This is a genomic window from Burkholderia ubonensis subsp. mesacidophila (assembly GCF_002097715.1).
Lineage (GTDB): Bacteria > Pseudomonadota > Gammaproteobacteria > Burkholderiales > Burkholderiaceae > Burkholderia > Burkholderia mesacidophila.
In genome coordinates this window covers 1577842-1594906 of record NZ_CP020737.1, presented here as the reverse complement: position 1 = coordinate 1594906, position 17065 = coordinate 1577842, and the positions used below count along the sequence as shown (strand labels likewise).

General features: G+C 65.1%; 13 protein-coding genes. 5 read left to right on the top strand and 8 right to left on the bottom strand.

Translation table 11 applies throughout. The annotated features are described in order from the left end of the window. The first annotated feature begins 72 nt into the window (after window positions 1-72). On the top strand, window positions 73-534 hold the full coding sequence (locus B7P44_RS07615; protein WP_084902440.1) for a DUF2147 domain-containing protein: 462 nt from the start codon (window positions 73-75) through the stop codon (window positions 532-534). Window positions 535-634: 100 nt separating this feature from the next. Here the strand turns inward: B7P44_RS07615 and B7P44_RS07610 are convergent, their stop codons facing one another. The 6 genes from B7P44_RS07610 to typA form a co-directional block, all read right to left on the bottom strand. After that, window positions 635-1036, bottom strand: coding sequence for a transposase (locus B7P44_RS07610; RefSeq protein ID WP_084902439.1), 402 nt, complete (start codon window positions 1034-1036; stop codon window positions 635-637). 155 nt (window positions 1037-1191) lie between these two features. Continuing rightward, window positions 1192-2289, bottom strand: a complete 1098-nt coding sequence (gene zapE, locus B7P44_RS07605; protein ID WP_084906502.1) for a cell division protein ZapE — start codon at window positions 2287-2289, stop codon at window positions 1192-1194. A gap of 101 nt (window positions 2290-2390) precedes the next feature. Continuing rightward, window positions 2391-3821 carry a dihydrolipoyl dehydrogenase gene (gene lpdA / locus B7P44_RS07600; RefSeq protein WP_084902435.1) on the bottom strand — a complete coding sequence of 477 codons (1431 nt, stop codon included), beginning with the start codon at window positions 3819-3821 and terminating at the stop codon, window positions 2391-2393. A gap of 82 nt (window positions 3822-3903) precedes the next feature. Continuing rightward, entirely contained in the window at window positions 3904-5181 is a 1278-nt protein-coding gene (odhB, locus tag B7P44_RS07595; protein ID WP_084902432.1) for a 2-oxoglutarate dehydrogenase complex dihydrolipoyllysine-residue succinyltransferase, read from the bottom strand. 133 nt (window positions 5182-5314) lie between these two features. Continuing rightward, window positions 5315-8179 carry a 2-oxoglutarate dehydrogenase E1 component gene (locus tag B7P44_RS07590; RefSeq protein ID WP_084902430.1) on the bottom strand — a complete coding sequence of 955 codons (2865 nt, stop codon included), beginning with the start codon at window positions 8177-8179 and terminating at the stop codon, window positions 5315-5317. Between the two features lie 318 nt (window positions 8180-8497). After that, window positions 8498-10324, bottom strand: coding sequence for a translational GTPase TypA (typA, locus tag B7P44_RS07580; protein ID WP_084902427.1), 1827 nt, complete (start codon window positions 10322-10324; stop codon window positions 8498-8500). 329 nt (window positions 10325-10653) lie between these two features. On the opposite strand from typA, the gene B7P44_RS07570 reads away from it, so the two are divergent. The 4 genes from B7P44_RS07570 to B7P44_RS07555 all read left to right on the top strand — a co-directional run bounded on the left by B7P44_RS07570 (window position 10654) and on the right by B7P44_RS07555 (window position 15613). Beyond that, window positions 10654-11151, top strand: coding sequence for a MarR family winged helix-turn-helix transcriptional regulator (locus tag B7P44_RS07570; RefSeq protein WP_059478601.1), 498 nt, complete (start codon window positions 10654-10656; stop codon window positions 11149-11151). Window positions 11152-11235: 84 nt separating this feature from the next. Then, a complete protein-coding gene (locus B7P44_RS07565; RefSeq protein ID WP_084902425.1) occupies window positions 11236-12750 on the top strand; it encodes an efflux transporter outer membrane subunit in 1515 nt (504 codons plus the stop codon). Window positions 12751-12802: 52 nt separating this feature from the next. Beyond that, on the top strand, window positions 12803-14026 hold the full coding sequence (locus B7P44_RS07560) for an HlyD family secretion protein (RefSeq protein WP_084902422.1): 1224 nt from the start codon (window positions 12803-12805) through the stop codon (window positions 14024-14026). A 27-nt stretch (window positions 14027-14053) separates the two neighbouring features. After that, on the top strand, window positions 14054-15613 hold the full coding sequence (locus B7P44_RS07555) for a DHA2 family efflux MFS transporter permease subunit (protein ID WP_084902420.1): 1560 nt from the start codon (window positions 14054-14056) through the stop codon (window positions 15611-15613). 93 nt (window positions 15614-15706) lie between these two features. Here the strand turns inward: B7P44_RS07555 and truB are convergent, their stop codons facing one another. Next, the gene (truB, locus tag B7P44_RS07550) at window positions 15707-16639 is read right to left on the bottom strand and encodes a tRNA pseudouridine(55) synthase TruB (RefSeq protein ID WP_084902418.1); all 933 of its coding nucleotides are present in this window, start codon (window positions 16637-16639) and stop codon (window positions 15707-15709) included. Window positions 16640-16652: 13 nt separating this feature from the next. Continuing rightward, on the bottom strand, window positions 16653-17054 hold the full coding sequence (gene rbfA, locus B7P44_RS07545) for a 30S ribosome-binding factor RbfA (RefSeq protein ID WP_084902416.1): 402 nt from the start codon (window positions 17052-17054) through the stop codon (window positions 16653-16655). Window positions 17055-17065 lie beyond the last annotated feature (11 nt).

The window sequence follows — 17065 nt, the reverse complement described above, 5'->3', positions numbered from 1 at the left end:
CAACATGCACCGCCCCATGCAGACGGTCGTGCGAGCGGTTCGAAAACGACATGCAAAACAAGGAGGACGACGATGACTCACCTGACCCGCCCGTTGCGTACGATGGCTCTGGCCGGCGCGCTACTCGCCTGTGCCGCACACGCGTTTGCACAAGGCGACAGCCCGATCGGCACGTGGCAAACGATCGACGACAGTACCGGCAAGCCGAAGGCGCTCGTGCAGATCGCCGAGGATTCGGATGGCTCGCTGTCGGGCAAGGTCGTCAAGGGCCTCGGCGCAAACGACACGCCTGATCGCCGCTGCAGCGCATGCACGGACGAACGCAAGGATCAGCTGATCAAGGGTATGACGATCATCAAGGCGATGAAGAAGGATGGCGACCACTGGGATGGCGGCAACATCCTCGACCCCGAGAACGGCAAGGTCTACAAGTGCAAGATGACGCTGGACGACGGCGGTCAGAAGCTGGTCGTGCGCGGCTATATCGGCGTGTCGCTGCTCGGCCGGTCACAGACCTGGGTTCGCCAGCAGTAACGGCCTGCGCGCGACGACGCGCCGCATCACGCCAATCGGCCTGCGACAGTGTCGCAGGCCGATTTCATTTCGGGACGAGACAGGCGTGCAATACAGGCGATCATGCTGCGCGCTTCAGTGCTTCCGACTGATACGCGCGCGGCGCCGGCCTCGCCACGCTGCGCGCTTGCGCTGCCTTCGACTGCGCGTGCTTGCGCATCCGCGTGGCCAGCGTGTTGCACAGCTTCATGCCCGCCTCGCCATAGAGCGCACGCATCACGTGCATCAGCGTGCCGGTTTCATGCCAGACCTTGAAGCGGCGATGGCACGTCTGGTACGACGGGTAGCGGCGCGGCATCGCCGACCAGGTCGCGCCGCTGTAGATCACCCAGAGCACGCCGTTCAGCACGGCGCGCGTGTTGGCGAGCGGCCGGCCACGCAACTCGGTGCGCGGCTGCATTTCCGGTAGTAGCGACGTGACGCGCTGCCACTCGTCGTCGGTAAGGTCACGATACGGTGTCATGGACATCTCCAGCCTTAGGAACCATGACACAACGATATCGGCTCAACCCGAGGTTGAATATAAGACTAATCCGAAATTACGACGAGATAACACCGATTTAACCGGAATTAACCATTGAATGCCGAGACTTCGCGCGTCGCACCAATCGCTTGCGCTCAGGTCAACGAAGTATCGACGATGCGGCGCGGCGTCTCGAGATACTCCTTCGACTGCATCTCGACGATCCGCGAGACCGTCCGCGTGAATTCGTTGGCCATCGGCCCTTCGACGTACAGTTGCTCGGCCGGCACCGCCGCGGACATCAGCAGCTTGACCTTGTGGTCGTACAGCACGTCGATCAGCCACGTGAAGCGACGCGCCTCCGACGCCATCCGCGGCGACATCTGCGGCACCTCGGACAGCACGATCGCATGGAAGCGGCTCGCCAGCTCGAGGTAGTCGTTCTGCGAGCGCGGTCCGCCGCACAGCGTCGCGAAATCGAACCACACGACCCCGTCGGCCTTGCGCAGCGCCTTCAGCTCGCGCTTCTCGATGTGCAGGATCGGACTCTCGTCGGGCACCGCGGCGAGCTGCGCGAACGCATGGCGCAGCGCGCGATCCGCGTCCGCGCCGAGCGGCGTATGGTACATCTGCACCTGCGAGAGCGTGCGCTGGCGATAGTCGACGCCCGCATCGACGTTGAGCACGTCGAGCTTGTTCTTGATGAGCGCGATCGCCGGCAGCATCCGGTCGCGATGCAGGCCGTCCGGATACAGGTCGTCCGGATCGTAGTTGGACGTCATCACGAACTGCACGCCGTTCATGAACAGCCGGTCGAGCAGCCGGTACAGGATCATCGCGTCGGCGATGTCCGACACGTGGAACTCGTCGAAGCAGATCAGCCGGTAGCGCTTCGCGATGCGTCGCGCGAGCTCGTCGAGCGGATCGGCCTGCCCCTTCAGTTCCTCGAGCTCGCGGTGCACTTCGCGCATGAACTCGTGGAAATGCAGGCGCGTCTTGCGCTGCACCGGCACGACCGCATAGAAGCTGTCCATCAGGAAGCTCTTGCCGCGCCCGACGCCGCCCCACATGTAGACGCCGCGCGGCAGGTCCGGATGAATGATGAGCTTCTTGAACGCGTTCGAGCGACGCGCCTTGTAGGCTACCCACTCGTCGTAGCAACGCTGCAGGCGGTCGATGGCCGCGCGCTGCGCGGGGTCGGACTGGTAACCGCGCGTGGTCAGCTCCCGCGCGTAGTATTCGGTGACGTTCATCATGCAAACCGGAAAAGACGAAGGCGAGCAGGAAACCCCGCCCGCCTTCGTCGTGGGACCGCAGCGCCGGCCGCAGAACGGGCCGGCGCGTCAATGCGCGCTTAGCTGTTCAGCGAGCGCTTGTCGACGGCGAGCGCCGCTTCGCGCATCACTTCCGACATCGACGGGTGCGGATGGCAGATGCGGGCGATGTCTTCCGACGCCGCCTTGAACTCCATCGCCACCACCGCCTCCGCGATCAGGTCCGACGCGTTCGCCGCGATCACGTGCACGCCGAGCAGTTCGTCGGTCTTCGCGTCCGCGATCATCTTCACGAAGCCGTCCGGCGCGTTCATGCCGAGCGCGCGGCCGTTGATCGAGAACGGGAACTTGCCGCTCTTGATCTCGCGGCCTTCCGCCTTCAGCTGCTGCTCCGTCTTGCCGACCCACGCGATTTCCGGGTACGTGTAGATCACCCACGGAATGCAGTTGTAGTCGATGTGCGGCTTCTGGCCGTCGATCACTTCCGCGACCAGCACGCCTTCGTCTTCCGCCTTGTGCGCGAGCATCGGGCCGCGCACCACGTCGCCGATCGCATAGACGTTCGGCACCGCCGTGCGGCAGTGGTCGTCGACGTCGATGAAGCCGCGCTCGTTCGCCTTCAGGCCGATCGCCTCGAGGCCGAGGTTGTCGGTGTTCGGCACGCGGCCGACCGACACGATCAGGCGGTCGGCGTCGAGCGTCTGCGCGTTGCCGTCCTTGTCCGTGTAAGCGATCGACACGCCGTTCGCGGTCGTCTTCACTTCGCCGATCTTCACGCCGAGGTGAATGTCGAGGCCCTGCTTCTTGAACAGCTTCGCCGCTTCCTTCGCGAGCGCTTCGTCGGCCGCGCCGAGGAACGCCGGCAGCGCTTCGAGCACCGTCACTTCGGCGCCCAGGCGGCGCCACACCGAGCCGAGCTCGAGGCCGATCACGCCCGCGCCGATCACGGCGAGCTTCTTCGGCACCGCGTCGAACGTCAGCGCGCCTTCGTTGTCGGAGACGATCTTGTTGTCGACCGGGATGCCCGGCAGGTGACGCGCCTTCGAGCCCGTCGCGATGATCACGTTCTTCGCGGTGACGACTTCGGTTTCACCCTCGCCGCTCACTTCGATCTGCACGCCGGCGTCGGTCTTGCCCGTGAACTTGCCGTGGCCCTTCAGCCACGTGATCTTGTTCTTCTTGAACAGGAACTCGATACCGGACGTCATCTTCTCGACGATCGCGTCCTTGCGGCCGATCATCTTCGCGACGTCGATCTTCACGCCGTCGACGCTGATGCCGTGGTCGGCGAGGTGGTGCGACGCGTTCTCGAACTCTTCCGACGACGCGAGCAGCGCCTTCGACGGGATGCAGCCGACGTTCAGGCAGGTGCCGCCGAGCTTCAGCGCGCCGGCCGGGTTCTTCCACTTTTCGATACAGGCAACGGTCTTGCCCAGTTGAGCGGCGCGGATCGCGGCGATGTAGCCGCCGGGGCCGGCGCCGATCACGACGACGTCAAATTCCTTGGACATGGCAATCCTTTCTTCTTGTGCGTCCGCACGGGCGCGCGATGTCGCGCGCCCGTGCGGAGCGGGTCAATGCAGGTGGCGTGGCTTACAGGTCGAGCAGCAGACGTGCCGGATCCTCGAGCGCATCCTTCATCGCGACGAGCGACAGCACCGCTTCGCGGCCGTCGATGATCCGGTGGTCGTACGACAGCGCCAGGTAGTTGATCGGACGGATCACGATCTGGCCGTTCTCGACGACCGGGCGCTCCTTCGTTGCGTGCACGCCGAGGATTGCCGACTGCGGCGGGTTGATGATCGGGGTCGACAGCATCGAGCCGAACACGCCGCCGTTCGAGATCGAGAACGTACCGCCCGTCATTTCCTCGATCGACAGCTTGCCGTCCTTCGCCTTCTGGCCGAATTCGGCGATCTTCTTCTCGATCTCGGCGAGGCTCAGCTGGTCCGCATTGCGCAGGATCGGCACCACGAGGCCGCGCGGCGAGCCGACGGCGATACCGATGTCGAAGTAGCCGTGGTAGACGATGTCGTTACCGTCGATCGACGCGTTCACGAGCGGGAACTTCTTCAGCGCGTGCACGGCGGCCTTCACGAAGAACGACATGAAGCCGAGCTTTACGCCGTGTTCCTTCTCGAACTTGTCCTTGTACTTGTTGCGCAGCTCCATGACCGGAGCCATGTTCACTTCGTTGAACGTCGTCAGGATCGCGTTGGTCTGCTGCGACTCGAGCAGGCGCTCGGCGATACGCGCACGCAGGCGCGACATCGGCACGCGCTGCTCCGGACGGTCGTTCAGCCACGTCGCTGCCGACGCCGGCACCTTCACGTCCGGCAGCGACGGCTTCGCAGCGGCGGTCTTCGCCGGTGCGGCAGCCGGAGCAGCCTTCGGTGCGCTGCCTGCTGCCAGCGCGTCGCCCTTCGTGACGCGGCCGTCGCGGCCCGAGCCTGCGACGTCGCCTGCGGACAGGCCCTTCTCGGCCAGCAGCTTCGACGCCGCCGGCGATGCAGCCGCCGTGCTCGACGCCGTTGCGGCGGCCGGCTGTGCGGCCGGTGCGGCAGCAGCGGGAGCGGCTGCCGGCTTGACTTCGGTAGCGCCTGCCGCTGCTTCGGCCGCGCCGGCCTTTGCTTCGGTGTCGATGGTCGCGATCAGCTGGTCGGCGACCACCGTGTCACCGTCGTTCTGCAGCACTTGCGCGAGCACGCCGGCGGCCGGCGCCGGCACTTCGAGCACGACCTTGTCGGTCTCGAGTTCGATCAGGATTTCGTCCTGCGCGACAGCTTCGCCGGGCTTCTTCTTCCACTGCAGCATGGTGGCTTCCGACACCGACTCCGACAGCTGGGGGACTTTGACTTCTACGATAGCCATGTGATTTTCCTGGATGCTTAATCTGGGTAATGACGAGCTGGCGATTCTTCCGGCCGATGCGGCGCGATGCGCGTCCTGCGGGCCAAAAGATTCGGGAAAGCGCTATGCGCTTTCCCGTTTCGCTTGACGTCGGTTATTTCGCGATCGATGCGCTCTTCAAGCGGCCGAAAGCACCTTCGATGAGGGCCTTCTGCTGCTCGTAGTGCTTCGCGTAGTAGCCGACCGCCGGCGAGGCCGAAGCCGGACGGCCGCTGTATGCCAGCTTCTGCCCTTCCTTCATGCCTTCCTTCAGGTGGTGTTCGACGTAGAACCACGGGCCCTGGTTTTGCGGCTCGTCCTGCACCCAGACCACTTCGGTCGCGTTCTCGTACTTCTTCATTTCGGTTTCGAACTGCTTGTGCGCGAACGGATACAGTTGCTCGATACGAATGATCGCAACGTCGTTCGCCTTCGCTTCGCGGCGATGTGCGACGAGGTCGTAATACACGCGGCCCGAGCATGCCAGCACGCGCTTGACCTTCTTCGCGTCGATGCCGCCGTCGGTTTCGCCCAGCACCGGCTGGAACGAGCCCTTCGCCAGTTCCGACAGGTCCGACACCGCTTCCTTGTGACGCAGCAGCGACTTCGGCGTCGCGACGATCAGCGGCTTGCGGAACAGGCGGATCATCTGGCGGCGCAGCAGATGGAAGATCTGCGCCGGCGTCGTCGGCTGGACGACCTGCATGTTGTGATCCGCGCACAGTTGCAGGAAACGCTCGATACGGGTCGACGAGTGTTCCGGGCCCTGGCCTTCATAGCCGTGCGGCAGCAGCATCGTGAGACCCGACACGCGGCCCCACTTCACTTCGCCCGACGAGATGAACTGGTCGATCACGACCTGCGCGCCGTTGACGAAGTCGCCGAACTGCGCTTCCCACAGCACGAGTGTGTTCGGCTCGGCGGTCGAGTAACCGTATTCGAAGCCCAGCACGGCTTCTTCCGACAGCACCGAGTCGATCACCGTGAACTTCGCCTGGTTGTCGGCGATGTTCTGCAGCGGCACGTACGTGCCGTCATTCCAGCGCTCGCGGTTCTGGTCGTGCAGCACCGCGTGACGGTGCGTGAACGTGCCGCGGCCCGAGTCCTGGCCCGTCAAGCGCACCGAGTAGCCCGATGCGACCAGCGACGCGAACGCGAGGTGTTCGCCCATGCCCCAGTCGAGCGGCTGGTCACCGCGCGCCATGTTGCGGCGGTCGTTGATCACACGCTCGACGAGCGGGTGGACCTTGAAGTTTTCCGGGACCGTCGTGATGCGTTCGCCGAGGCGCTTCAGTTCGGCGAGCGGCACGGCCGTATCAGCTGCGTCCGTCCACTTGCGATTCAGGAACGGCACCCAGTCAACCGCGTACTTGCTCTTGTAGTTCGACAGGACCGGATCAATCGTGTGGTGACCGTCGTCCATCGCCTTGCGGTACGCCTTCACGTAGTTGTCGGCGTCTTCCGCGGTGATCACGCCCTGCTGCACGAGCTTCTCGGCGTACAGCGCACGGGTGCCCGGGTGCTGCGCGATCTTCTTGTACATCAGCGGCTGCGTGACAGCCGGCGTGTCCTGCTCGTTGTGACCCAGCTTGCGGAAGCAGACGATGTCGATCACGACATCCTTGTGGAACTGCATCCGGTAATCGATCGCGATCTGCGTCGCGAGGATCACGGCTTCCGGATCGTCGCCGTTCACGTGCAGCACCGGTGCTTCGATCATCTTGACCACATCGGTACAGTACAGCGTCGAACGCGCATCGCGCGGGTCGGACGTCGTGAAGCCGATCTGGTTGTTGATGACGATGTGCAGCGTGCCGTGCGTGCCGTAGCCGCGCGTCTGCGCGAGGTTCAGCGTTTCCATCACGACGCCCTGGCCGGCGAAGGCCGCGTCGCCGTGAATCTGCACCGGCAGCACCTGCAGGCCGTCTTCGTCGCCGCGACGGTCCATCCGCGCCTTCGCCGAACCTTCGACCACCGGGTTCACGATTTCGAGGTGCGACGGGTTGAACGCGAGCGACAGGTGCACCGGGCCGCCTTCCGTCGACACGTCCGACGAGAAGCCCTTGTGGTACTTCACGTCGCCGGCCGGCAGATCGTCGACGTGCTTGCCTTCGAATTCGGCGAACAGGTCGGCCGGCATCTTGCCGAGCGTGTTGACGAGCACGTTCAGGCGGCCGCGGTGGGCCATGCCGATGATGATTTCCTGCACGCCGCGCTTGCCCGCGTGCTGGACGACTTCGTCCATCGCCGCGATGAAGCTTTCGCCGCCTTCGAGCGAGAAGCGCTTCTGGCCGACGTACTTGGTATGCAGGTAACGCTCGAGGCCTTCTGCGGCCGTCAGGCGATTCAGGATGTGCTTCTTCTCGTCTGCCGAGAAGTTCGGCGTCGCGCGGGTCGACTCCAGGCGCTCCTGCCACCAGCGCTTCTGCTCCGGATCGCTGATGTACATGTACTCGGCGCCGATCGTGCCGCAGTACGTGTCGCGCAGACCCTTGACGATGTCGCGCAGCGAAGCCTGATCGAAACCGAAATACAGGTTGCTCGCGCTGTACGTCTGGTCCAGGTCACCTTCGGAGAAGTCGTAGAACGCGGGTTCGAGTTCGGGAATGGCGGGACGTTCGCGACGCTTCAGGGGATCCAGATTGGCCCATTGCGAACCAAGGAAGCGATATGCGCTGATGAGGGATTGGACGTGAACCTGCTTGCGCGCCGCAGCCAGATTGGTGCCGCTTTCGCGCGGGATGAAGGCATTGGCCTTCGCACGCTCGGCAAACGATTCGACGATCGGGAAATGCGCGACGTCATTGGCATTCGAACCGTCCGTTGCAGGCACATTCTGCAGCGCGTCGAAATACTCTCGCCAGTTCTCCGGCACCGACGCCGGATTGTTGAGGTATGCATCGTACAGTTCTTCAACGTACGAAGCATTGCCGCCGAACAGATAGGAGTTCAGCTGAAACTGCTTCATTACATCTGACATTTTACGCTCACCTTTCTTCGAGCTTCTCGAGAAATAGCGGGTTGCTCAACCTTCCGCGACACGGCCTGACCGTTTAGCGGATTGCGAATCAAGTCTTGCTTGGAAGGACCTAAACTTGCGTGCGCGCAGCATATCACAGAACCGATACCAAAGTTCACGCCGAAATGTGCCTGAAAGCACCGTGTGGCGGGGTTTTGCCGGATTGTCGCGACCGGCAGGAACAGTGTTTTGCAGGCAACCCGGTTGCGCGTCGCACGGATGCGAAAAAGGCTGCCACGAGGCAGCCTTTTTCGTCATGCACGGGAACGGTCGAAACGCTTAGTCGACCGCGCCTTCGCGGCTCGCGCGACGACGCTCGTGCTCCTTCAGGAAGCGCTTGCGCAGGCGGATCGACTGCGGCGTCACTTCGACGAGTTCGTCGTCGTCGATGAACTCGACCGCGTATTCCAGCGACATCTGGACCGGCGGCACGAGACGCACGGCTTCGTCGGTGCCCGACGCGCGCACGTTGGTCAGCTGCTTGCCCTTGATCGGGTTCACGACGAGGTCGTTGTCGCGGCTGTGGATGCCGATGATCATGCCCTCATAGAGCGCGTCGCCCGGCTTCACGAACATGCGGCCGCGATCCTGCAGCTTCCACAGTGCGTATGCCACGGCTGCGCCGTCGTCCTGCGAGATCAGCACGCCGTTGCGGCGCTCGCCGACCGAGCCGTCCTTGACCGGTGCGTACGAGTCGAAGATGTGGCTCATCAGGCCCGTGCCGCGCGTGAGCGTCAGGAATTCGCTCTGGAAGCCGATCAGGCCGCGCGCCGAGATCTTGTATTCCAGACGCGTGCGGCCGCGGCCGTCCGACGCCATGTCGAGCATTTCGCCCTTGCGGCGGCCCAGCTCTTCCATCACGCCGCCCTGGTGCTCGTCCTCGAGGTCGACCGTCAGCAGTTCGTACGGCTCGTGCTTCACGCCGTCAACTTCCTGCATCACGACGCGCGGACGCGACACCGCCATCTCGTAGCCTTCGCGGCGCATGTTCTCGACCAGGATCGTCAGGTGCAGTTCGCCGCGGCCCGACACTTCGAACACCGTCTCGTCGCCGGTATCGCGCACGCGCAGCGCGACGTTGTGGTTCAGTTCCTTCATCAGGCGGTCGCGGATCTGGCGGCTCGTCACGAACTTGCCCTCACGGCCCGCGAGCGGCGACGAGTTGACGAGGAAGTTCATCGTCAGCGTCGGCTCGTCGACGGTGATCATCGGCAGCGCTTCCGGCGTGTCCACCGCGCAGATCGTGGCGCCGATGCCGACGTCCTCGATGCCGTTGATCAGCACGATGTCGCCCGCTTCGGCCGACTCGACCTGCACGCGCTCCAGGCCCTTGAACGACAGCACCTGGTTGATCTTGCGGTTCAGCACGTCGCCTTCCGGGCCGAAGCGCATCACGACCGGCTGGCCCGGCTTGATGCGGCCGCGCGTGATGCGGCCGACGCCGATCCGGCCGACGTACGTCGAATAGTCGAGCGACGTGATCTGCAGTTGCAGCGGCGCTTCCGGGTCAGCCGGACGGACCGGCACGTGCTCGAGAATCGCCTCGAACAGCGGGCGCATGTCGCCTTCGCGCGTGGCCGGGTCGAGCGACGCATAACCGTTCAGGCCCGACGCGTAAACGATCGGGAAGTCGAGCTGCTCCTCGGTCGCGCCGAGCTTGTCGAACAGGTCGAAGGTCTGGTTGATGACCCAGTCGATGCGCGCACCCGGGCGGTCGACCTTGTTGATCACGACGATCGGCTTCAGGCCGAGCGCGAGCGCCTTCTTCGTCACGAAGCGCGTCTGCGGCATCGGGCCTTCGACCGCGTCGACGAGCAGCAGCACCGAGTCGACCATCGACAGCACGCGCTCGACTTCACCGCCGAAGTCCGCGTGCCCCGGGGTGTCGACGATGTTGATGTGCGTGCCTTCGTATTCGACCGCGCAGTTCTTCGCGAGAATCGTGATCCCGCGCTCCTTTTCGATGTCGTTCGAGTCCATCACCCGCTCGGCGACTTGCTGGTTCTCGCGGAAGGTGCCGGACTGGCGAAGCAGTTGGTCGACGAGCGTCGTCTTGCCGTGGTCGACGTGGGCGATGATGGCGATGTTGCGAAGGGCGCGGGTCATAGAAACCTGAAAATCGATTGGGTGCGCAAATACGCACGCCCGTTGGTCACGTGCGTGCGCGATGCACAGCTTGGAAACCATAAAGTATAGCACGCGCGAATGACGCGAATGGTCCGGACGCTGCGCCACAACAAGCCGAACCCGCACCCCGCGCCCGAAAATGCGCCGGGCGCCCGCCCCGGCCGCCTCCCGCCCGCCGGCAAAGCCCCTAATCAATGTAGGGCATTGGGCGGCGCCCAGCACGCCCCGGGCCCTTCGATTAACATTTGTCGCAGCAAGCATTTGCGCCTACACTACTGCCTAGTCAACTATTGCAGATTCACGGTTTTATGTCGGATCCCTCCTCTTCCCAACCGCAGTCCGTATCGCTTTCCACCTATCAGGTGAACGATAGCGTCGGCTATCTGATGTCGCGCGTGAAATCGCTAATGACCAACCTCGTCACGCAGCGCACGCAAGGAGAACTCGGCATCACGGGCACGCAGGCCAGCATGCTGTTCATGATCGCGGTCGGCAAATGCTCGACGGCCGCCGAGCTCGCCCGCGAATACGGGATCGACGCAAGCGCGGTGACGCGCCTGCTCGACCGCGTCGAGAAGCGGGGTCTGCTGTCGCGCGTGCGCAGCATCGAGGACCGGCGCGTCGTGCGGCTCGAACTGACCGACGAAGGGCGCGCGCTCGCCGAACGGCTGCCGGCCATCTTCCGCAGTGTGCTCGACCAGCTGCTGGACGGCTTCACGCCGGAGGAAGTCGGCTTCCTGAAAAGCATGCTGCGCCGCATTCTCGGCAATGCGTGCGAGACGACCGGCGGCAGCACCCCGCAATAATTGCAATAACAATCATCTTTGACAGATTAATGTAAGGAAATCCTTGCAGTGTCCATTATTCATTCCGAGTCAGGGATCAGCGCGATGAAATCCTCTCCGCTGTCCGTGCGTGCCGGATCGTACCGGTCCGCCATCGCCGCCGCGGTCGCCGCGCTGGCGCTGGCGGGCTGTGCGAACTATTTCGGCATCAAGAGCGACAAGCAGATCGCCCCGGCGTCGCAATTCGAAACCGCGCAGAGCCTGCCCGCCCAGGGCGGCAAGTGGCCGTCGCTCGACTGGGCCACCCAGTTCGGCGACGCGCAGCTACCGAAGCTGATCGACGAAGCGCTCGCCGACAACCCGTCGATCGCGCAGGCGCAGGCGCGGATCGCCAAGGCATCGTCGTACATCGAGTCGTCGCGCTCGACGCTGCTGCCGAAGGTCGACGGCAGCTATTCGTGGACCCGCCAGCTGTATTCGGGCAACGCGCTCTTCCCGCCGCCGCTGGGTGGCCAGTGGGTCAGCGAGAACAACGTGCTCGCGAGCGCGTCGTGGGACCTCGACCTGTGGGGCAAGAACCGCGAGCGCCTGCATACCGCCGTGTCGCAGGAAAAGGCCGCCGAGGCGGACATGCAGCAGGCGCGCATCACGCTCGCGTCGTCGATCGCCCGCACCTACAACTCGCTCGCGCAGCTCTATGCGCTGCGCGACATCGCGCAGCGCGAGATCGTCAACCGCCAGACGGTCGGCAAGATCACCGACGGCCGCGTGACGGCCGGCCTCGACACCAACGTCGAACGGCAGACCGCGCGCGGCAACATCGCGACGACCCAGGCATCGCTGTCCGACCTCGACGGCCAGATCACGATCGTGCGCTACCAGCTTGCCGCCCTGCTCGGCAAGGGGCCGGACCGCGGCCTGCAGATCGCCGCGCCCGTCCTGAATCCGGGCGGCGCCGTCGTGCTGCCCGACAACCTGCCCGCCGACCTCGTGTCGCGCCGCCCCGACATCGTCGCCGCGCGCTGGCAGGTCGAAGCCGCGATGCACGACGTGAAGGAAGCGAAAGCCGAGTTCTACCCTGACGTGAACCTCGCGGCCGGCTTCGGCTTCGATGCGTTCGGCTGGGGCAAATTCCTGAACTTCGCGAGCCGCCAGGCGCAGTTCAGCCCGGCAGTCCACTTGCCGATCTTCGACGGCGGCGCATTGCGCGCGCAGCTCAAGGGCCGCTATGCGGACTTCGACCTGTCGGTCGCGAACTACAACCAGACGCTGATCGGCGCGCTGAACGACGTCGCGACGCAGGTCGCGTCGATCCGCGCGGTCGACCGGCAGATGGACGACGCGCAGCGCGCGCTCGACGCGTCGACGAAGGCATACGACCTCGCGGTGATCCGCTACAAGGCCGGCCTGTCGCCGCAGCTGCAGGTGCTGAACGCGGACAGCAACCGCCTCGCGTCGGAGCAGACCGTGATCAACCTGAAGATGCGGCGGCGCGACATGCAGCTCGCGCTGATCAAGGCGCTCGGCGGCGGCTTCGACGCCACCGGCACCCGCCTCGCCGCACCCGATGCCGAACAGCGGACCGCGCAGGCCAAGGCCGCGCAACAGGCCGCGAACTGAATCGGCACGACCACTACGCAGACACTCGAAATAACGGACGGAGAAAATCGCCATGAGCGACCCTCAACTGAACGCCGCCAGCGCCCAGGCGCAGAATAACGGCAAGCGCAAGCGGATGATGACGCTGCTCGTCGCGGTCATCGTGATCGCGGCCGTTGCCTACGGGCTGTACTACTTCCTCGTCGCGCGCTTCCACGAGTCGACCGACGACGCCTACGTGAACGGCAACGTCGTGCAGATCACGCCGCAGGTCACGGGCACCGTGATCGCGGTGAAGGCCGACGATACGCAGACCGTCAAGGCCGGCGATTCGCTCGTGGTGCTCGATCCGGCCGATTCGCAGGTCGCGCTGCAGCAGGCCGAGGCGAACCTCGCGCAGACGGTGCGCCAGGTGCGCGGCCTGTTCGTCAACGACGACCAGTACCGTGCGCAGGTTGCGCTGCGCCAGTCGGACCTGTCGCGCGCCGAAGACGACCTGCGCCGCCGCCTCGCGGTCGCGCAGACCGGCGCCGTGTCGCAGGAAGAAATCTCGCACGCGCGTGACGCGGTAAAGGGCGCGCAGGCGTCGCTCGACACCGCGCAGCAGCAGCTCGCGTCAAACCGTGCGCTGACCGCGAACACGACGATCGCATCGCACCCGAACGTGCTCGCCGCGGCCGCGAAAGTCCGCGACGCGTATCTCGCCAACGCGCGCAACACGCTGCCCGCGCCTGTCACCGGCTACGTCGCGAAGCGCTCGGTGCAGGTCGGCCAGCGCGTGTCGCCGGGTACGCCGCTGATGTCGGTCGTGCCGCTGAACGCGGTGTGGGTCGACGCGAACTTCAAGGAAGTCCAGCTCAACCACATGCGCATCGGCCAGCCGGTCGAGCTGACCGCCGACATCTACGGCTCGTCGGTCGTCTATCACGGCAAGGTCATCGGCTTCTCGGCCGGCACCGGCTCCGCGTTCTCGCTGCTGCCCGCGCAGAACGCGACCGGCAACTGGATCAAGGTCGTGCAGCGCCTGCCGGTGCGGATCGAACTCGATCCGAAGGATCTCGAAAAGCATCCGCTGCGCATCGGCCTGTCGATGCAGGTCGACGTCAACATCAAGGACGAAAGCGGCAACCAGCTCGGCAACGTGCAGAACACGGTCTACCAGACCGACGTGTTCGCGAAGTACGGCGACGAAGCCAACGCCGAAATCGCGCGCATCGTCGCGGAGAACGCGGGCGGCAACGCGTCGGCTCCGGCGCCGGCCGCGGCGAAGCAAGGCAGCATCGCGAAGATGATGTAATCGTTCCGTTCCCGGAAAACCACCGACATGGCACAGCCTCCTGTCTCTCACCCGCCCTTGCAAGGCGGGCAACTCTTGATCGGGACGATCGCGGTGTCGCTCGCCGTGTTCATGAACGTGCTCGACACGTCGATCGCGAACGTCGCGATCCCGACGATCTCGGGCGATCTCGGCGTGTCGGCCGACCAGGGCACATGGGTCATCACGTCGTTCGCGGTGGCGAACGCGATCTCCGTGCCGCTGACGGGCTGGCTCACCGATCGCTTCGGACAGGTTCGCCTGTTCCTCACGTCGATCATCCTGTTCGTCATTTCATCGTGGATGTGCGGGCTCTCGCCGACGCTGCCGTTCCTGCTCGTGTCGCGCGTGATCCAGGGCGCCGTCGCGGGCCCGATGATTCCGCTATCGCAGGCGCTGCTGCTCGCGAGCTACCCGCGCGCGAAGGCGCCGATGGCGCTCGCGCTCTGGGCAATGACGACGCTGATCGCCCCCGTCGCCGGCCCGATTCTCGGCGGATGGATTTCGGACAACTACTCGTGGCCCTGGATCTTCTACGTCAACATCCCGGTCGGCATCGCCGCCGCGATCGCGACGTGGATGATCTACCGCCAGCGCGAGTCGGTCGTGCGCCGCGCGCCGATCGACGGCGTGGGCCTCGCGCTGCTGGTCGTCTGGGTCGGCTCGCTGCAGATCATGCTCGACAAGGGCAAGGATCTCGACTGGTTCGCGTCGACGACCATCATCGTGCTCGCGCTGACCGCCGTCATCGCGTTCGCGTTCTTCGTCATCTGGGAACTCACCGCCGAGCATCCGGTGGTCGACCTGTCGCTGTTCCGCATGCGGAACTTCACCGGCGGCACGGTCGCGCTGTCGATCGGGTACGGCCTGTACTTCGGCAACCTCGTGCTGTTGCCGCTGTGGCTGCAGACGCAGATCGGCTACACCGCGACCGACGCCGGTCTTGTGATGGCGCCTGTCGGATTGTTCGCGATCCTGCTGTCGCCGCTCACCGGCAAGTATCTGCCGCGCACGGATCCACGCTATATCTCGACGGCGTCGTTCCTGACCTTTGCGCTGTGCTTCTGGATGCGTTCCCGCTACACGACCGGCGTCGACGAATGGTCGCTGACGCTGCCGACGCTCGTGCAGGGCATCGCGATGGCAGGCTTCTTCATCCCGCTCGTGTCGATCACGCTGTCCGGCCTGCCCGGCCACCGCATTCCCGCGGCCTCGGGCCTGTCGAACTTCGTGCGGATCATGTGCGGCGGCATCGGCACGTCGATCTTCCAGACCGCGTGGGATCACCGGAACAATTTCCATCACGCGCAACTGGTGGAGCAAACGAACGTCTACAACCCGACGTTCAACCAGGCCGTCACGCAGATGGGCAATCTCGGCCTGACCCAGCAGCAGGCGCATGGCCTCATCAACAACATGGCCACGCAGCAGGCGGCGCAGCTCGGCGTGAACGACCTGTTCTACATCTCGGCCGCGATCTTCGTGCTGCTGGTCGCGCTGATCTGGATCACGAAACCCGAACGCGCGGGTGGCGGCGATGCCGGCGCGGCGGCGTCGGCGGCGCACTGAGCGCGGCGCCTGACGGTGCACAAGACAAAAGGCCCGGTCGCAACGACCGGGCCTTTTGTCATGCCGCCGGCAATGCCGGCGCGCCACGCGACTTCACGCCGCCGTCACGACGAGCCGCTCGGGCGCCAGCACGCCGTTCGCCGCGCGGGCCACGCCGAGCAACCGCGTCGCGTCGTAGACCCGCACCCGCTCGCCTTCGCTCGCGTCGATACGCGCGAGCTCCGACAGCTTCAGCCGCTGGCCGTGCAGGAAGCGCTTCGCGCACGCGTCGTCGAGCGTCACCATCGGAAACGTCGACAGCAGCGCGTCGACCGGCTGAAGCCACGCATCGCGCGCGGCATCGTCGGCGTCGGACAGCGTATCGAGCGTCACCGCGTGGTCGAGCGTCAGCGCACCGACGCCGGTGCGGCGCAGCATCGTCAGGTGCGCGCCGCAGCCGAGCGCCTCGCCGATATCTTCCGCCAGCGTGCGCACGTACGTGCCCTTGCTGCAGGTCACGCGGAACGTCACGTCGGGCAGGTCGCACGCGAGCAGTTCGAGCCGGTGGATCGTGACGTTGCGCCCTTCGCGCTCGACCGTCTGGCCGGCGCGCGCATATTCGTAGAGCGGCTTGCCGTCGCGCTTGAGCGCGGAGTACATCGGCGGCACCTGCACGATCTCGCCGGTGAAGCGCACAAGCGCCCCTTCCACGGCCGCCCGGTCGCATTCGACCGGCCGCGTGTCGAGCACCTCGCCTTCCGCGTCGCCCGTCGTGGTGCGCACGCCGAGACGCATCGTCGCCTCGTAGGTCTTGTCGGCTTCGAGCAGGTCTTGCGAGAACTTCGTCGCTTCGCCGAAGCACAGCGGCAACAGCCCCGAGGCCAGCGGATCGAGCGTGCCGGTGTGGCCGGCCTTCTTCGCGAGGTAGAGGCGCTTCGCGCGAATCAGGGCATCGTTGCTCGACAGGCCGACCGGCTTGTCGAGCAGAAGGACGCCGTCCAGCGCGCGCCTCGGCACGCGCGGACGTTGGGATGCTGCATTCGTCATAGGCCGGGGGAACTCAATCGTCCTTCGCGGGCGTCGCGTCGGCTTCGTCGTCGTCCTTCGCGCGCGTCGAGTTGGCCTCTTTGATCAGGAGCGACATCGCCACGGCCTTCTCGATCGTCTGGTCGTAATGGAAATGCAGCGTCGGCACCGTGTGAATGTGCAGGCGCTTGAACAGCAGGTTGTGCAGGTGACCCGACGCATGGTTCAGCGCCTCCTGCGTGGCGGTCGGATCGCCGGTGAGCGTCGTGAAATACACCTTCGCGTGCGCGTAGTCCGGCGTGAGCTCCACGCTCTGGATGGTCACGATGCCGATGCGCGGGTCCTTGACCTCGCGCATGATGAGTTCGGACAGGTCGCGCTGAATCTGGTCGGCGATCTGCACGTTGCGATTGGGAGAAGTACGTTTCCTGGACATGATCGATCCCT